The sequence below is a fragment of the Xanthomonas sp. NCPPB 2933 genome, assembly GCF_056725225.1.
Genome location: NZ_CM161518.1, coordinates 1,450,012 through 1,466,436 on the forward strand (window position 1 = coordinate 1,450,012; position 16,425 = coordinate 1,466,436).

General features: G+C 59.1%; 16 protein-coding genes and 1 tRNA gene. 11 read left to right on the plus strand and 6 right to left on the minus strand.

The annotated features are described in order from the left end of the window. Positions 1 to 2 precede the first annotated feature (2 nt). The 9 genes from ruvB to queE all read left to right on the plus strand — a co-directional run bounded on the left by ruvB (position 3) and on the right by queE (position 7,480). On the plus strand, positions 3 to 1,040 hold the full coding sequence (gene ruvB, locus AC1PLU_RS05975) for a Holliday junction branch migration DNA helicase RuvB (RefSeq protein WP_006452374.1): 1,038 nt from the start codon (positions 3 to 5) through the stop codon (positions 1,038 to 1,040). After that, the gene (gene ybgC / locus AC1PLU_RS05980) at positions 1,030 to 1,461 is read left to right on the plus strand and encodes a tol-pal system-associated acyl-CoA thioesterase (protein WP_481107971.1); all 432 of its coding nucleotides are present in this window, start codon (positions 1,030 to 1,032) and stop codon (positions 1,459 to 1,461) included. The genes ruvB and ybgC overlap by 11 nt, the downstream gene beginning before the upstream one ends. 11 nt (positions 1,462 to 1,472) lie before the next feature. After that, the gene (gene tolQ / locus AC1PLU_RS05985; RefSeq protein ID WP_006452376.1) at positions 1,473 to 2,252 is read left to right on the plus strand and encodes a protein TolQ; all 780 of its coding nucleotides are present in this window, start codon (positions 1,473 to 1,475) and stop codon (positions 2,250 to 2,252) included. 139 nt (positions 2,253 to 2,391) lie between these two features. Then, positions 2,392 to 2,841, plus strand: coding sequence for a protein TolR (gene tolR / locus AC1PLU_RS05990; RefSeq protein ID WP_006452377.1), 450 nt, complete (start codon positions 2,392 to 2,394; stop codon positions 2,839 to 2,841). Continuing rightward, a complete protein-coding gene (tolA, locus tag AC1PLU_RS05995) occupies positions 2,831 to 3,871 on the plus strand; it encodes a cell envelope integrity protein TolA (protein ID WP_006452378.1) in 1,041 nt (346 codons plus the stop codon). The genes tolR and tolA overlap by 11 nt, the downstream gene beginning before the upstream one ends. 157 nt (positions 3,872 to 4,028) lie before the next feature. Next, positions 4,029 to 5,348 (plus strand): Tol-Pal system beta propeller repeat protein TolB, encoded by a 1,320-nt coding sequence (gene tolB / locus AC1PLU_RS06000; protein WP_006452379.1) that lies wholly within the window; start codon positions 4,029 to 4,031, stop codon positions 5,346 to 5,348. Positions 5,349 to 5,404: 56 nt separating this feature from the next. Beyond that, the gene (gene pal, locus AC1PLU_RS06005) at positions 5,405 to 5,923 is read left to right on the plus strand and encodes a peptidoglycan-associated lipoprotein Pal (RefSeq protein WP_268214407.1); all 519 of its coding nucleotides are present in this window, start codon (positions 5,405 to 5,407) and stop codon (positions 5,921 to 5,923) included. A 6-nt stretch (positions 5,924 to 5,929) separates the two neighbouring features. Next, positions 5,930 to 6,754 carry a tol-pal system protein YbgF gene (gene ybgF, locus AC1PLU_RS06010; RefSeq protein ID WP_006452381.1) on the plus strand — a complete coding sequence of 275 codons (825 nt, stop codon included), beginning with the start codon at positions 5,930 to 5,932 and terminating at the stop codon, positions 6,752 to 6,754. A 42-nt stretch (positions 6,755 to 6,796) separates the two neighbouring features. Further along, positions 6,797 to 7,480 carry a 7-carboxy-7-deazaguanine synthase QueE gene (gene queE, locus AC1PLU_RS06015; RefSeq protein WP_481107972.1) on the plus strand — a complete coding sequence of 228 codons (684 nt, stop codon included), beginning with the start codon at positions 6,797 to 6,799 and terminating at the stop codon, positions 7,478 to 7,480. 170 nt (positions 7,481 to 7,650) lie between these two features. Here queE and AC1PLU_RS06020 read toward each other — a convergent pair whose 3' ends face one another. The 4 genes from AC1PLU_RS06020 to AC1PLU_RS06035 form a co-directional block, all read right to left on the minus strand. Continuing rightward, entirely contained in the window at positions 7,651 to 8,517 is an 867-nt protein-coding gene (locus AC1PLU_RS06020; RefSeq protein WP_481107973.1) for an aldo/keto reductase family oxidoreductase, read from the minus strand. A 284-nt stretch (positions 8,518 to 8,801) separates the two neighbouring features. After that, positions 8,802 to 10,658, minus strand: coding sequence for an XVIPCD domain-containing protein (locus AC1PLU_RS06025; RefSeq protein WP_481108472.1), 1,857 nt, complete (start codon positions 10,656 to 10,658; stop codon positions 8,802 to 8,804). A 78-nt stretch (positions 10,659 to 10,736) separates the two neighbouring features. Continuing rightward, a complete protein-coding gene (locus AC1PLU_RS06030) occupies positions 10,737 to 11,384 on the minus strand; it encodes a hypothetical protein (RefSeq protein WP_481107974.1) in 648 nt (215 codons plus the stop codon). A gap of 520 nt (positions 11,385 to 11,904) precedes the next feature. Continuing rightward, entirely contained in the window at positions 11,905 to 13,716 is a 1,812-nt protein-coding gene (locus AC1PLU_RS06035) for an AAA family ATPase (protein WP_481107975.1), read from the minus strand. A 940-nt stretch (positions 13,717 to 14,656) separates the two neighbouring features. Between AC1PLU_RS06035 and AC1PLU_RS06040 the strand changes: the two genes are divergently transcribed. Beyond that, positions 14,657 to 14,875 carry a hypothetical protein gene (locus AC1PLU_RS06040; RefSeq protein ID WP_481107976.1) on the plus strand — a complete coding sequence of 73 codons (219 nt, stop codon included), beginning with the start codon at positions 14,657 to 14,659 and terminating at the stop codon, positions 14,873 to 14,875. Beyond that, positions 14,872 to 15,156 (plus strand): hypothetical protein, encoded by a 285-nt coding sequence (locus tag AC1PLU_RS06045; RefSeq protein ID WP_481107977.1) that lies wholly within the window; start codon positions 14,872 to 14,874, stop codon positions 15,154 to 15,156. The genes AC1PLU_RS06040 and AC1PLU_RS06045 overlap by 4 nt, the downstream gene beginning before the upstream one ends. 281 nt (positions 15,157 to 15,437) lie before the next feature. On the opposite strand, the gene AC1PLU_RS06050 is transcribed toward AC1PLU_RS06045, so the two are convergent. Beyond that, a tRNA-Lys gene (locus AC1PLU_RS06050) sits at positions 15,438 to 15,513 on the minus strand. 47 nt (positions 15,514 to 15,560) lie between these two features. After that, positions 15,561 to 16,235 (minus strand): 7-cyano-7-deazaguanine synthase QueC, encoded by a 675-nt coding sequence (queC, locus tag AC1PLU_RS06055; RefSeq protein ID WP_481107978.1) that lies wholly within the window; start codon positions 16,233 to 16,235, stop codon positions 15,561 to 15,563. Between the last annotated feature and the right edge of the window lie 190 nt (positions 16,236 to 16,425).

Below are 16,425 nucleotides of genomic sequence, written 5' to 3' on the forward strand. Positions count from 1 at the left end.
CAATGGACCGCATCATCGCCAGCAGTGCCACCCGGGAAGACGATGCCGCCGATGCGAGCATCCGCCCCAAGCGACTTGCCGATTATCTCGGCCAGCAGCCGGTGCGCGAGCAGATGGATATCTACATCCAGGCGGCCAAGGCGCGCGGCGAAGCGATGGATCACGTGTTGATCTTCGGCCCGCCGGGCTTGGGCAAGACCACGCTCAGTCACGTCATCGCCAACGAACTCGGGGTGAGCCTGCGTTCGACTTCCGGCCCGGTGATCGAAAAAGCCGGTGATCTGGCCGCGCTGCTGACCAACCTGCAGCCGCACGATGTGTTGTTCATCGACGAGATCCACCGGCTCTCGCCAGTGGTGGAAGAAGTGCTGTATCCGGCGATGGAAGATTTCCAGATCGACATCATGATCGGCGACGGCCCGGCCGCGCGCTCGATCAAGATCGACCTGCCGCCGTTCACCCTGATCGGCGCCACCACCCGAGCCGGCCTGCTGACCGCGCCCTTGCGCGACCGCTTCGGCATCGTGCAACGGCTGGAGTTCTATTCGCCGGAAGAGCTGACCCGCATCGTGATCCGCTCTGCCGCAATCCTGGGCATCGACTGCACGCCCGATGGCGCCGCCGAGATCGCGCGCCGCGCGCGCGGCACCCCGCGCATCGCCAACCGGCTGCTGCGGCGGGTGCGCGACTTCGCCCAGGTCAAGGCGTCCGGTCATATCGATTTGCCGGTGGCGCAGGCAGCGATGCAGATGCTCAAGGTCGACCCGGAAGGCTTCGACGAGCTCGACCGGCGCATGCTGCGGGTGATCGTCGATCATTTCGACGGCGGCCCGGTCGGGGTCGAATCGCTGGCCGCCTCGTTGTCGGAAGAACGCGGCACGCTGGAAGACGTGATCGAGCCCTACCTGATCCAGCAGGGCTTTCTGATCCGCACCGCGCGCGGGCGCATGGCCACCAACAAGGCCTATCGCCACCTCGGGCTCAAGCCCAAGGCCGCGCCGGCACCGGACCTGTTCGTGGAGGACGAGGATGTCGGTTGATCCCCGATTCAGTTGGCCGACACGCGTGTATTGGGAAGATACCGACGCCGGTGGGGTGGTCTACCACGCGCGCTACGTCGCTTTCATGGAACGGGCGCGCACGGAATGGATGCGCGCACTCGGTTATGAGCAGGAACGCCTGCGCCAGCAGCACGATCTGGTGTTCGCGGTCCGCTCGATGCAACTGGATTTCCTCAAGCCGGCCCGGCTCGACGACGCGCTGTCGGTGTCGGCGGTCCTGATCAGATGTAAACGTGCCAGCCTGCTGTTCGCGCAGTCGGTGCGTCGCGAGGGCGAAGTGCTGCTGACCGCGCAGGTGCGCATTGCCGCACTCAGCGCCAGCGACTTCCGCCCGCGCGGCATGGACGATGCGCTATACGACGTGTTGAAAGCTTTAGAAACCACAGAATCAGAAGACTGAGGAACAAACGGATGTCGATTGCATTGCTCCTGGCCCTGCAGGACACGGTAGTGGAAGCACTACCGCAGGACGTTGCCGCCGCTGCGGCACAGACCGCCAGCGTGGCGCACAACAGCGGCATCAACTATGTCGAGTTGATCCTGCGGGCGAGCATCCCGGTCAAGATCATCGTGCTGCTGCTGCTGATCGGTTCGTTCATCAGCTGGGTGATCATTTTCCGCAAGGCGCGCGCCTTCAAGCAGGCCAACCGCGAGGCGGACGAGTTCGAAAACCGCTTCTGGTCCGGCGCCGATCTGGCCAAGCTGTACGCCTCGGCCACCGATCGCAACCGCACCGTCGGCGGCCTGGAGTCGATGTTCGAAAGCGGCTTCCGCGAATTTTCGCGCCTGCGCGATCGCCGCCGTCTGGATGGCCGGGTGCAGCTGGAAGGCGCACAGCGCGCCATGCGCACCGCCTTCACCCGCGAAGTCGACCAGCTCGAGCGCAATCTCGAATTGCTGGCCAACATCGGCTCCACCGCGCCGTATGTCGGTCTGGTGGGCACCGTGTTCGGCATCATGGTGACCATGCACGACATGGTCAGCAGCGGCGAACAGGCCGGTATCGCTGCGGTTGCACCGGGTATCTCCGAAGCCTTGTTCGCCACTGCCATCGGCCTGTTCGTGGCGATTCCGGCAGTGTGGGCCTACAACCGCTTCACCACCCGCGTGGAACGGCTGTCGGTGCGTTACGAAACCTTCGCCGACGAGTTCAGCTCGATCCTGCAGCGCCAGGCCGGCGCCGACGAGTGATGCCGCTCCCTCGCAAGAGCCGGCTTGCATGCGAGTGCCTCGCAGACGCCCGCACCTTCGTGTGCGGGGACAGGATGGGCGAGTCCCTCGGAGCAGTCCGCACATGCATGTGCGAGGGATTAATTAGGAACGTGTCGCGATGATTTCCAGTATTTCCCGCCGTAAGAAGCGCAAGCTCAAATCCGACATCAACGTCGTGCCGTACATCGACGTGATGCTGGTGCTGTTGATCATCTTCATGGTGACCGCGCCGCTGTTGACCCTGAGCACCGACGTCAATCTGCCGAGCTCGCGCGCCAAGGCGTTGGAGAGCAAGCAGGATCCGATCGTGGTGGTGGTGGCCGCCGATGGCCAGCTCGCACTGCAGTTGCCCAAGGGCAAGCCGCAGGCAATGGACGTGGCCGCGCTGCAGGCGCAGCTGGCCGCCATCGTGGCGCAGGACAAGGAGGCCCGCGTGGTGGTGGCCGGCGATCGCGCCGCCCCCTATCAAAAGATCATGGATGCCATCGACGTGCTCAAGCAGGCCAAGGTCGAAAAGGTTGGCCTGATTTCCGACTCCGGCGGTGCTGCAGGCAGCGATGCACGCTGACGCACTCCCCACGCAGACCGCGCGCGAGGATGGCTGGTTGCGACCAGTCGTGCTGGCCTTGGTCGTGCACGTCCTGGTCGCGCTGGTGTTCATCGCCGGCTGGCTGTGGTCACCCGAGCGTTCGGTCGAGCCGGCCGCTGGCGATCCCAGCATGGAAGCCTCGCTGGACGTGTCCGCAGCCGAAGCGCGCGTTGCGCGGCAGGCGTTGAAGGCGACCCCGGTGGAGACGCCACCGCCACCGCCCGCACCGGTGCCCGAACCCGCGCCGGAAGAAAGCGTGCCGCCACCGCAGCCGATCCCCGAGCCGCGCCCGCAGGATGCGCCCACGCCGCAACAGGCGCAGGCCCAGGAGCGCGTGGCCCAGCCGGACAAGGTCGATCAGGAGCGTGTCGATGCGCTTGCGCTATCGGCGGAAAAGGCCAAGCAGGAGCAGGAAGCCAAGCGCCGTCAGGAGCAGATCGACCTCACCGAGCGCAAACGCCAGGAAGAGGCCGAGCAGAAGCTGCGCCTGGCCAAGCAGCAGGAAGAGGCCGACGCCAAGAAGAAGCAGGCTGCCGCACAGCAGGCCGAAGACGCCGAACGCCAAAAGAAGATCGCCGATATCCGCCGGCAGCGCGAACAGGCCACCAAGGAAGCCGCACTGGCCGAACAGAAGCTGCGCCAGGTGGCCGCCGCACGTGCGCAACAGGCGTCTTCGGCCGCCGCTGCCACTGCCCAACCGACTGCAGGGCAGGGCGGCACCAACACCGACCTGTCGGCCAAGTACGCCGCCGCCATCCAGCAGAAGGTGTTGGGGCAGTGGGTGCGCCCGCCGTCGGTGCCGCCGGGTCAGAAATGCACCATCAACATCCGCCAGTTGCCGGGCGGGCAGGTGATGGAAGCCAAGGTTGCGCCGGGCTGCCCGTACGACGAGGCGGGTCAGCGCTCGATCGAGGCCGCCGTGTTGAGCGCGCAGCCGCTGCCGTATCGCGGCTATGAATCGGTGTTCCAGCGCAATCTGACCTTTGTATTCACTGCGCAGGATCAGTAACGGCCGGTCTGGACGACCGGTCGGTTGGCAATACAGAGGTGTCGTGCTGTCTGCGGCCACTCGCTCCACTTTCACGCTGTCTCGTTCACGATTGCGAGTATGTTCACTCGTTGATTGGTATCTCTTGCACACTTTTCCTGCCCGATCCGAGCCGTCCATGAAAAAACCGCTGCGTTGGTTAGCTGCCCTGACCGCTTTGTTGCTTCCGCTGAGTGCCTTCGCGCAGCAGCAGGGGCTCACTATCGATATCGTCGGCGGTAGCGCTTCGGCTACGCCGATCGCTGTCATCCCGATGGCTTACCAAGGCTCCGGCACCGCGCCGCAGACCGATGTGGCGGCCGTGGTTGGCGCCGATCTTGACCGCTCCGGTCAGTTCCGGACCTTGCCGGCCGCGCAGATCGTCGAAAAGCCGACCCGTGGGACCGAGGTGCAGTTCCAGACCTGGCGCACGCTCAAGCAGAACTACATCGTGGTCGGCCGCGTGATGGATGCCGGCGAAGGCGCTTACCGCGTCGAGTACGAACTGTTCGACGTGGCCAAGGGCGAGCGCCTGCTTGGCCTGGCGATGACCGCACGCGCCAATGCGATGCGCGATGTATCGCATCAGATGGCCGATGCGATCTACGAAAAGATCACTGGTGTGCGCGGGGCGTTCTGGACCCGCATTGCCTATGTCACTGCCAGCGGTAGCGGCGGTTCGATGCGTTTTGCGCTGATGGTGGCCGATTCCGATGGCTACAACCCGCAAACCATCGTGCGTTCGGCCGAGCCGTTGCTCTCGCCGAACTGGAGCCCGGACGGCAAGAAGCTGGCCTATGTGAGCTTCGAGCGCGGCAATTCCTCGATCTATCTGCAGGACATCTCCACCGGTGCGCGTGAACTGGTCTCCAGCTTCCGCGGCATCAATGGTGCGCCCTCGTTCTCGCCCGATGGCCGTCGCCTTGCGCTGGCGCTGTCGCGCAGCGGCAACCCGGAGATCTACGTGATGGATCTGGGCAGTAAGCAGCTGACCCAGCTGACCAACCACTTCGGCATCGATACCGAGCCGACCTGGGCGCCGGATGGCGGCAGCATCTACTTCACCTCCGATCGCGGCGGTCGCCCGCAGATTTATCAGGTGGCTGCAAGCGGCGGCAGCGCCAACCGCGTGACTTTCCAGGGCAATTACAACGCCACTGCCAGCGTCTCGTTCGACGGCAAGAAGGTCGCCGTGGCGCAGGGCAGCGGCAATACCTACCGTATCGCCATGATGGATCGCAGCCTGGGTTCGCCCAGCTGGAGCACGATTTCGCCGGGTTCGCTGGACGAGTCGCCGAGCTTCGCGCCTAACGCCAGCATGATTCTGTATGCCGCTCGCGAGGGTGGCCGGGGCGTGCTTTATGCCGTCTCTTCCGACGCTCGGGTACGCCAGCGTCTGGTCCTGGCCGATGGTGATGTAAGAGAACCTGCATGGGGGCCTTACCGAACCGCGCATTAATGTTAATATTTCGCTGCGTTAAACCCCATTGGCCCAGGAGCCACCATAGGTATCCCATGAACAAGTCCACCCGCGTCTTGCTTGTCTCCCTGCTGTCTGTTGCCGTGCTGGCTGGTTGTTCGAAAAAGGTGAAGGAAACTCCGCCTACTCCGACCGACACCACCACCGGTTCCTCCGTTCCCACCGGCCCGGCAACCTCAGGCCTGTACGGCCCGGGCGACCTGGATACCGATGCCTGCCTGCGCCAGCGCGTTGTCTACTTCGATCTGGATCAGGACTCCCTGAAGCCGGAATTCCAGGCCATCATGGCTTGCCACGCCAAGTACCTGCGTGACCGTCCTTCCTCGCGCATCACCCTGCAGGGTAATGCCGACGAGCGCGGCTCGCGTGAGTACAACATGGGCCTGGGCGAGCGTCGCGGCAATGCCGTGTCGTCGTCGCTGCAGGCTGCTGGCGGTTCCGCCAGCCAGCTGACCGTCGTCAGCTACGGTGAAGAGCGTCCGGTCTGCACCGAAACCAGCGAAAGCTGCTGGTCGCAGAACCGTCGCGTCGAAATCGTGTACACGGCTCAGTAATAAGCGATGCGCTTTCGAGTGACATCTCTGTTCGTCGCGGCGGCCCTTGTGGTCGCCGCGCCGGCTTACGCGCAGCGAGCCAGTCTCGCTGATCGTGTTGCCGTTCTCGAGCAGCAGCAGGCCAACAGTCAGGCCAACAACGATCTTCTCAATCAGCTACAGCAGGCGCGTTCTGACCTGCAGGGATTGCGAGCGACGGTGGAACAGCTGCAGCACGACAACGAACAACTCAAACAACAGTCCAAGGACCAGTATCTAGACCTGGACGGGCGTCTGAATCGGTTGGAAGGGGCAGGTGGTGCAACGCCGCCATTGCCACCGGCTACCGGCAGCGTCACCCCAGCCCCAGCCCCGGCTCCGGCCGCGCGGCCTGCAGCGGCGGCAACTTCCGAGAAGCCGCCCAGTGTGCATGGCGACTCCGGCACGCTGACCGCCAGTAACGAAGAACGCACGGCTTACAACGTGGCGTTCGATGCGTTGAAGAACGGCAAGTACGACGATGCGTCGCAACTGTTCCTGAGCTTTCTGGAGCTCTATCCGAACGGCGTCTACACCCCCAATGCGTTGTATTGGCTGGGCGAAAGCTATTACGCCACCCGAAATTTTCAGCTGGCCGAGGCGCAGTTTCGCGATCTCGTCGGCCGCTATCCCACGCATGACAAGGCCGCTGGCGGCTTGTTGAAGCTCGGCCTGTCGCAGTATGGCGAAGGCAAGAACGACGAAGCCCAGCAGACCTTGCAGCAAGTTGTCTCGCAGTATCCCGGCTCCGATGCGGCGCGTGTCGCCCAGGAACGCCTGCAGTCCATCCGTCTCGGCCAGCAACTGCGCTGAGCCCGCGCGTCGGTGCCTTTGGGCGCGGCGCATACTTTGCCTATGAACGCCGCCGCCGTCCCCAGCGAGATCGTCCAATCGCCATTGCCGCGATTGAAGATCACCGAAATCTTTTTGTCGTTGCAAGGCGAGGCCGAGGCCGCCGGTTGGCCGACCGTATTCGTGCGCCTGACCGGCTGCCCGTTGCGCTGCCACTACTGCGACACCGCTTACGCCTTCCATGGCGGTGAGTGGCACGATATCGATGCGATCGTCGCCGAGGTTTCCAGCCACGGCGTGCGCCACGTCTGCGTGACCGGCGGCGAGCCGTTGGCGCAGAAGCGCTGCCTGGTGCTGCTGCAGAAACTCTGCGACGCCGGCTTTGATGTCTCGCTGGAGACGTCCGGTGCATTGGACGTGTCGGCCGTGGATCCACGCGTCTCGCGTGTGGTCGACATCAAGACGCCCGCCTCCGGCGAAGAACAACGCAACCGCTGGGACAACTTGCCATTACTGACCGCGCGCGACCAGATCAAGTTCGTGATCTGCAGCCGCGCTGATTACGAATGGTCGCGCGAGATTGTCGCCACACATGCGCTGGACCGTCGTTGCACGGTGTGGTTTTCGCCCAGTAAAAGCGAAGTGACGCCTCGGCAGCTGGCAGACTGGATCGTTGCCGATCGTCTGCCAGTGCGGTTCCAGATGCAGTTGCACAAGTTGCTGTGGAACGACGAGCCAGGGCGCTGACGCCCGATTGCCAGGCGCTGCTTGCTAATAAGAGCCTCTGACAAAGCTATTGCGCAGACGTGAGGCGGGCACGGCGGTTGCTCGGAATCGTACTCGTTGCACTCCGGTTGCAGTGCCGTGACCACCGCTCGCTACGTTTTGTCAGCCGCTGCAAGCAATCGCCCGCGTTTCTACGCTGCGATCTTGTTCAATGCGTCCACTGCATCGGCCGGAAGTTTCAGCTCGGCTGCAACTAGATTCGCGCGCAGATGCGCCACCGACGACGTCCCTGGGATCAGCAGGATGTTGGGTGAGCGCTGCAGCAGCCATGCCAGTGCCACCTGCATCGGGGTTGCGGCCAGGCGCTCGGCAACAGCGGCAAGCGTGGACGATTGCAACGGCGAGAAACCGCCAAGCGGGAAGAACGGCACGTAGGCGATGCCGTCGCGCGCGAGCGCGTCGATAATTTCATCGTCGTGTCGATGCGCGATGTTGTACATGTTCTGCACACAGACGATGTCGGTGATGGCGCGCGCCTCGGCCACCTGCGTTGCAGTGACGTTGCTGATGCCGATGTGCCGCACCAGGCCATCGCGCTGCAGGTTGACCAAGGTCTCCAACTGCTCGGCAATGGAGCCTTCTGCCGGCTCCTGGGCCTTGAACATCACGCGCAGGTTGACCACATCCAGCACGTCCAGGCCCAGGTTGCGCAAGTTGTCGTGCACGGCCTTGACCAGCTCCTGCGATGAGTAAGCCGGCAGCCACGCTCCATCCGTGCCACGCGCTCCACCGATCTTGGTGACGATGGTCAGATCGTGCGGATACGGATGCAGTGCTTCGCGGATCAGCTGATTGGTGATGTGCGGCCCGTAGAAATCGCTGGTATCGATATGGTTGACGCCCAGCGCAATGGCTTCGCGCAGCACCGCCAACGCCGCATCGCGATCCTTGGGCGGGCCGAACACACCAGGCCCGGCAAGCTGCATTGCGCCGTAGCCAACGCGGGTGACCTGACGGTCACCAAGGAGAAACGTTCCGGCTTTGTCGATGTTGGTCATGGCGTTGCGCTCGCGTGTCGTTGAGCCAACAACGATAGGAAACGTGGCGCGGCTTGTGAATTCGCGTTTGATGTGGCCCTGGCTGATCGCTGCCGAGGCTTGCACTGCATGGGCGCAGGGGCGTCGATTGAGATATTTATGCGGCCGGAGGTGCTGGTGTTTCAGGTTTTGATGGCTTCAGTGTGGTGTTCTAAGCTGGAATGGCGAGAAATCTCTTCCTAGCAATTAGCAACCGTTATCACTTTTCAATGCGACGAGAGCCGTCCTCGGGGCCGCTTGTCGGCTCATCTAGTAGGCCCTCCCTGACTTGGATCACCCATGCCACGCGCCAGCTCCTGTTGCTGTGTCAACTCTTTCTGCTGCGCGATGGCCTGATTGGCTGCTAGTAGCTTTTGGTCCGAATGCTCTACCGGGGTATTGATGGCTTCATCAAGCTGCACATGCGCACGCTTGTGAGCTGGGTCGTCCTGCCGGCCTTGCACAGCGAAGAGATTGCCGTTCTTGCCCATCACGACCAGGTCTACGCGGTTCAGCTCATTTCCCGCTAGCGAATAGTCGGGCTTCTCCGGATATGCTTCGCGGTTGTCCTTGCAGGCAGCCAACAGGCTCCGGCTGACTCGCTCGCTCATGTCGTCGTAGGGCTTGCCTACACTCTCGTCGATCTTGCGCACGCCGCTACGAATCTGCTCAAGCATGTCGTGATTGGGATGGCCCGTGTCGTCTGGACTCAAGGGACCAACCGCCGCCGGAGAAGACGGCGTACCTGGGGCAGCCGGCACCACTGGCACGTAGGTATGGTTGTGCGCAGGATTCACGCTTCCGTCCTGCGTGTGGTCGAACTGGTGCAAGGTTGCCGGTGTGGTGGTGCTGTCGTAGTAAGGCCGTGGCGTTTTGTTGATGCCTAGATCCAGACCCTCGTTTTCGATCAGATGCTCGCTTAGCCCCAGGCCTGCCATATCGATGGTCACCCTGGGTCTGGCACCTTGGTACAGCACATTGGCCCGATCCTCAGCTCGGACGATCTGCTCCACCGCCCAGGCTCCGTAGTAGTTAGCGTAGTCGGCAGTGGGCTGGAGATTGCCGGCCTGGTCTACGTGCTCGCCAAGTCCAACGGGGCGCTGGCCAGGCTGCGCATAGACCGGTGAAGGCCGATCGAAGTAGTGCTGGCCCATCGCGGCAACGTTGCCTGAGGTCTGCGAAAGGCTACCGTCCTGATTGAATGCCAGGCCAGGTCTTGTAATGGCCTTGGGAATGGCGGATGTGGGATCTCGCTCAATGAAGTCCTCCGTTCTGCTGGTAGTCGTGGTCAACATCAAGTCCACGCCGTTGGCATTTGGATTGCCCTGCCTTTTCAAGCTCAGCAGTGCATTCCATCCAGCGATTTCTGCTTTTGCTTCGTCCTCGCGCCCAGCTTGTATGTAGGCGCGCAATTCGTTGGTGTAATCGTGTACTGGGCCTTTTACCTTCGCCTGATTTCCAATGTCAGACAAGAATGTAGAAGTGGCTTGGCTCTTTGCTGCGTGATTGAAACTGTGCTGGATCTCATGTCCCAACACGAAGGTCGTGGAATCCGCGTTGAAGCTCCCGCCAGGATTGGCAGCAGTTCTGGTCTGCAAGCCGATAGGCGGCAAGTTCATTATTTTTTGATTGCCGTCGTATGTTCCGCCGGCAGCTTGGCCAGGACCAACGAATCCGAAGCCCTCAAGGTTTGCACGCTTCGGATTGTGCGTATCTGACGCGTCGATCGTAGTCGCAGCCTTCTTGATTTCATCTGCCAGGAAGGGCGAGTTGTTGATGCTGGACTGAAGATTGCTGACCATATCCTGTGTAACAGGATGACTGGTACGCGCCGCATCTTGGTAGGTGCTGTGGGCAAATGCGACCGACATCTGCTGGATCTGCAGGGTGCCCCTCAGGTCACTGCTCGCAGTCGTTCCAGAGGGTGGCAAGCTTGCCAACGGCAGCGTGACGACTCCGCTTTGGATGTCATAGGTCCCCGCTAGATTTGGCGTACTGCCATTAACCGATTGCAAGGCAAAACCTCGCAAGTTTCCAGCCTGTGCCTGCTGATCAAACTGCGCCAACAGAGCAGGATCCGCTTTGAGCGCATTGCGTAATTGCACAAGCTGATCTTGCGTCACACCCTGCTGCTGCCCGAACTGGGCAAGCGCTGCTTCGAGTTGGGGGCCAGGGCTTGCCATATGCTTGCTCTTCCTTGATTAGCCTAGAGTGCTAATGGATTTGACACAGAGCCGAGTAGCGGATCCTGCAACCACGTTTTGCGGAACGATAGAAACAACAATGTCTCCGCCCACCTGATTTGCTGCAGCTTTCACATAGTGAATATCTTCCAGCTGACCGATCGGGCCATGTGTCGGCGCACTGACAAAACCCATGCGCTTGAGCGATTTATCGTAATAGTCGAAGTCGAGGCTGCAGACGGCAGTCATATCGGCGAAACGGTCTGCAGTGTTGACGAATGTCAACTTGACCCCTTTCGAGTTAGAAGGCGACTCAGGAAAGTAATCAAATACATACCGCCAACCGCCTCCCAGATCACTGCTCGGGAACCCGACGCCTGGTGCGCCTGGCTCAAGCTTCAGGGAGATGTGCATCACCTTCCGAATTCTGTCTAGGCTTATCTCGTCTCGAGAATTCAGTCCTTCAATCATCGCTAGAAGCCGCTTGCCGATCTCCTCGGCACTGAGCGTGGGATTGCTGACCGTCTCGGCTTCATGCGTAGTCATGGTGGTGTGTTCCTTCGGAGGCGGCTGCATGGAGCCAGCCTGGGTATGCGCGCAAGCACAGAGGGTAGTTCCGCAGAGGGCGGCGATGATTAAAAATGGGGCGGCTCTGGTGGACCTCATTGACGCATTCCGTGCGGGTGACGAACGGAACTTAGCCAAGGCCACATGAACGGCCGGTTAAGTTTTGTAACGGTCATTGGGTTGATTCGAGTGTCAAGACTGGTCCGTTATCACGCAAGAGAGCAAGGGCAGGAACTTGCTCTCAACGTGCTATGTTGAGTACTCAAGCAATTTGTCATCCACTAGGCGTCGACGCCACCTGCTGCAAGCGGGTTTTGGATAAATGCACAGATAGATAAAACGATTGGAGAGGAGCATGAAGACTCTAATTTGGCTTCAATAGATTAGGCTTGAGATTTTTCTGGTGGCCTCCTGTGAAAGCGTTGTTGCTAGCAAAAACTGGTTTTACCCAGTATTCGCTAACAACGAGTGGCGTGATTTGATAGCTTTTATTTAAATTCGATTGGGTTGGTGCATTATTTGTGCTCTTGAAGAAATTTCTAACTTTAGATCTGCGCGCATACCTTATGACTGTAAGCCAGCAAACAGTTTAAAGTGGATGCGCACATATCTGGCCTCGTTATGAGCGTTCGTCCATTGCGGAGAAAATTTCTCCAAGCTCAATAGGCAGGAATTGCGACCATTCAGCGATGACCTCGGATAATGGACCCTTCAGTGCGTTATCTCCGGATTTATTGCGCGTTATCGCACTTGTGAGAGGGAATTTTTGCCTGACAAGTTGTTCATACTCATGCCCGTTGTGCATCAGGAATTTATATGGATATTTAATATTAAAGCCATTTTCCAGTAATGCCTCGCTTAATTCACCTTCACCTAGTCCAGTAGTTGCAAGGAAGTTATCTACAAGAGTTTGACATTCCGTATTCGTCAAAAACTGTATATCAGTATACTGACTTCGCCCGCTAACACCGAATTCAGCAAAGGTCGCTACTTTGAATCTAACTAAAGCAAATACCATATACAACGGATCTAGTAGGTAGCTCTCGATAGAATAGCGTTTGCCCTTGCCAATTACTAAGAGTGAATTTCGCGTTGTGTTGACCCCATCAAAATCAATGATACCCCAGACTTGGTCATTGCCTGCTCCTCTAAGCTTGTTAACAATGCTTATTACATCAGTACAATTTGATGATCCGCTATGAGGCTCAATGAAAATTGGCTGATAGGAGTATTCGTATTTACGGTTCAGGGCCTCGAAAAGAATCTCGTAATTAATCACGTCGTATCTGCTTTCGACAAATATTTGACGTCTCTTCTCGTATGAAACGCGCAAAAATCCTATGCCTTCCGTGAGGATCGATACAGCTCTCCCGTTACTGATCATTACTGGCAACTTAGTGTCACGGTTCATTTCAAATAGAGAATTATCTGGCGCCATGGCTGCGGTTGTAGGTGAGTGCGTTGTCATCACCACCTTTACGCCTGCGCCCTTTACGATAGTTTCGCTGATCGTATCAATGAGAAGTTTTGAGAATTGCGGGTGCAAGGGTGCATCTGGCTCGTCTATAAGAAGCAACTCTGGGCGGCTTCCTTCTTCTTTGGTGTTGTAGATGGCAAGTGCAAGAGACATCAACACCTTTTCGCCAGAGGAAAGGTCATTGACTGAGATGCTTGTTCCGGTCGACGCGTCCTCAAGTTTCAGAGTGAATGGAAGGTCAGCACTGCTGAGCGGAGGGTGTGGAAATTGGTAAGGCAGACCAGCTCTATTCAAGACCTGATTGATCAAGTCCCAGGGGGCAGGTCCGTGTTTTGTTACGAATTCATCATCGCTGAGAAATGAGTTGCCCTCGGTGTACCCCTCGGATACTAAGAACTTTTTTAGCTTATTTTCCCGCCACCTGAGCTGATATCCTTTAAATATCATGGCGCATTGCGAGAAGAATAGGTTGCCGCCGGAGTTTTCCGAGTAACTTATATTGTCATAGATATCAGTCTCCGTAATTTTTCCGAAGGTCTTGCCGGTTTTTTTAAGGACGGTTCTCAGCACTGCATCCCGCGCAGGATTAACTCCAAAATGCGGGTTGATAAAATCACGAAAAATGTCTTGAAAATCGTCTGCAGAACGGCCTTGGGAACGTACGACATTCAAAATATTCTGTGTCTCATTCCACCACTGGCTCGCCTGCCCGGTAATTTGTGCGGACTCACATCGCTCATCGACCTGTGGATTTAGACCGTTATAGGGCACGTGAATAATAGATGTACAGATCACGTTGCTTATGGTTACCTGCCCAATATGAGGATGAGCCATAGCTTCAAGTAGGTGTGACTTTCCAGATCCATTTCGTCCTGTCATGATGCTGAAATCGGGAAGATCGAACTCCAGTTCAGAAGGAATTGACTTGTGTTTTTGGAGAGTTTTTATTTTCACTTTCGCTCCATCCTTGATTATTTTAGTATTTTCTATACATGAATTGCTCAACAGCTGGATTGGACGCCAAAATTGTAAGGGTTCATCAGCTCGACCTGTACCTCCCAAATGCACTGTGTTCGTTGATTTTTCAAAATTTTTTGGTCGGCTCGACTATGTGATGGATTGGTATTAACTATAAGGATCTCTCCGCTACGGTGTCATCCACTTTCGATCAGATGCGGCCGTGTCGAGCTCAAGTAATCTATCAACTCAATGAGTAGCTAGCGACTTTCATCCAACCTTGTGCAACTACCTGCGAACGTATCAAGCGCGAGACCATCCGTCTTACAGATCGCACCGGCTCATTCGGTGGACTTGAAATCGGCAGTTGCTTGCCAGTCGGTGGACAGCAGAACTGGCGAACTTTCCATGATCGCGCGCATTCGGTCAGCCTTAGATATCTCTACTTCAGGTGTGAGCGTTTGACGCCGATAAAATCGGCATGAGTTGCGCGACACTGCTACACGGATGCCTCCGAAGAGGTAGGGGAAAAGGGTTGTGACCGGGTGCAGGTCGCTGCTGGCGTAGGGCAGATCAGTTAGAAGCACGTTGAACGAGCTCGCTTCTAGCCTTTGCAGGACAGTCTGAGCCTCGCGCTGCGACGGGTGGTTTTCGTTGACATGCCACGGGATCGGAGCGAGTATCCGGTCGTCGCCGCACAATCAGCGACCGGGATTGGCGTCCCGAATCAAAAGGCGCACCAGCGCCCATCGACCGATGCATGGCGCTTTTTTGTTGCCCGCATCGTCGCGGGCGCATGCCGGCCAGCTTTATGGCGGGCGGTGCGCGGGGGCCGCAAGGCTCACCGGTTCCTTTTGGCCGGCACGCCAACCGCGTACCGTCCGCCACCCCGATTGGCGTCTGGGTGGCGGATTCCAAAACACAAAAGGAATCCAGCATGTCTTACGACACCCAAGAAATGCTCGCGTTTGCGGCGCGTCAGGTCGCCCATCATTTCGATCTGACCGCCATCGTCTTCGAATGGAACGAAGCCGCTTCGCTCAACGTGACGCCGAGCCTCGAAGGCATTGGCAAGCCCATCCAAGTCCTCACGCCTGCCGATGTGGATGTAACGATCGTTGCCGTTTATGGCTCGTTTGCGGAGGCTCAGCGATGAGCGCCAATAAGCAATTCCGCGTCTGCGCGGGCGTCGTCCTCAGCTTCGAGATAATGCAGGGCTACTTGCTGGCGATGCTGCATTCGGACGCGCAGCAAGAAATGGCACCCGTCCTGATCGCCTGCGAGGCGACCGGTCTTGAAGAGGTCTTGCTGGGCGGCGATGCGCAGAGCGTCGTACTGGGGAGGTTGCATGTCTGCATGCGTGTCGATTCTGCGCTTGAAGTCCTCACTTGGTTGCGCAAGCAAGCACGGGCCAGCGGAGGCGCACGACGAACATGAAGGGTGCAATCGCTTATCCAGTAGATGCGGACCACGTGATTCTGTGTGGCCCTGGGCAGGCCTCGGTCGAAAACACGGCTGCGTCCGCCGAGCCATATGACCTGCAAGATGACGCAATGTGATCTGTAAGGGTGTGCCGGAGGTGCAGGCACCACACCAGCCGGCGCATGCCATCCGACTTCGTGGCCGTGGGGCATGCTCCGCGGCTACTCATCTTCCCGGTAATTTTTCTAAAGGCACAAAAAAAGCGCCTTAGGCGCTCTTCAAGTGACTGATTTGATTGGTGGGCCGTGATGGATTCGAACCATCGACCAAAAGATTAAAAGTCTTCTGCTCTACCGACTGAGCTAACGGCCCACTGTCCCGGCAGTGCGCCGGGGTGCGCATTCTACCCTACACCGGCGTCAAGACGAAATGGCGTAGTGGGTGGGGTCCGCGACGCCGGCGTCGGCGAAACCGGCAGCACGCAGGCGGCAGGCGTCGCAGTGGCCGCAGGCGCGTCCGTCGGCGTCGGCGCGGTAGCAGGACACGGTCAGGCCGAAGTCCACGCCCAGGCGCACGCCTTCGCGGACGATATCGGCCTTGCTGAGGAACTGCAGTGGTGCATGCACGCGCAGGCCGGCGCCTTCCACGCCTGCCTTGGTGGCCAGGTTGGCCAGCACTTCGAAGGCGCGGACGAACTCGGGCCGGCAGTCGGGATAGCCCGAATAGTCCACCGCGTTGACGCCGCAGAACAGGTCGTTGGCGCCGATCACCTCGGCCCAGCCCAGCGCGAGCGACAGCATGATGGTGTTGCGCGCAGGCACGTAGGTAACCGGAATGCCGTCGCCGCCGGCATCGGGCACGTCGATGTCGGCGGTGAGCGCCGAGCCGCCGATGCTGCGCAGGTCCACGTCGACCACCTTGTGGGCGATGACGCCTTGCGCGGTGGCCACACGTGCGGCCGCGTCCAGTTCGGAAGTGTGGCGCTGGCCGTAGCGCACGCTTAGGGCGTGCACGGCAAAGCCCTGTTCCTGCGCGAGCGCGACGACGGCGGCGGAATCCATGCCACCGGACAAGAGGACTACGGCTTTTTTCATGACGGAATCAGGCTGTAACAACGGAAGCGGAGAGGCTAGCAGGGTCGGCGTTGCACGGCGACAGCGCGCTATTGCCGCATGGTCCTGCCAAGGAGTTCTGGCATCCGGTCGAGGCCTAGGGTTTGAATGTCTTGAGCGCTTGTTTATTGACGCTATGCCGCTGCGAGAGATAGTGCATGGCTCTCTGCAC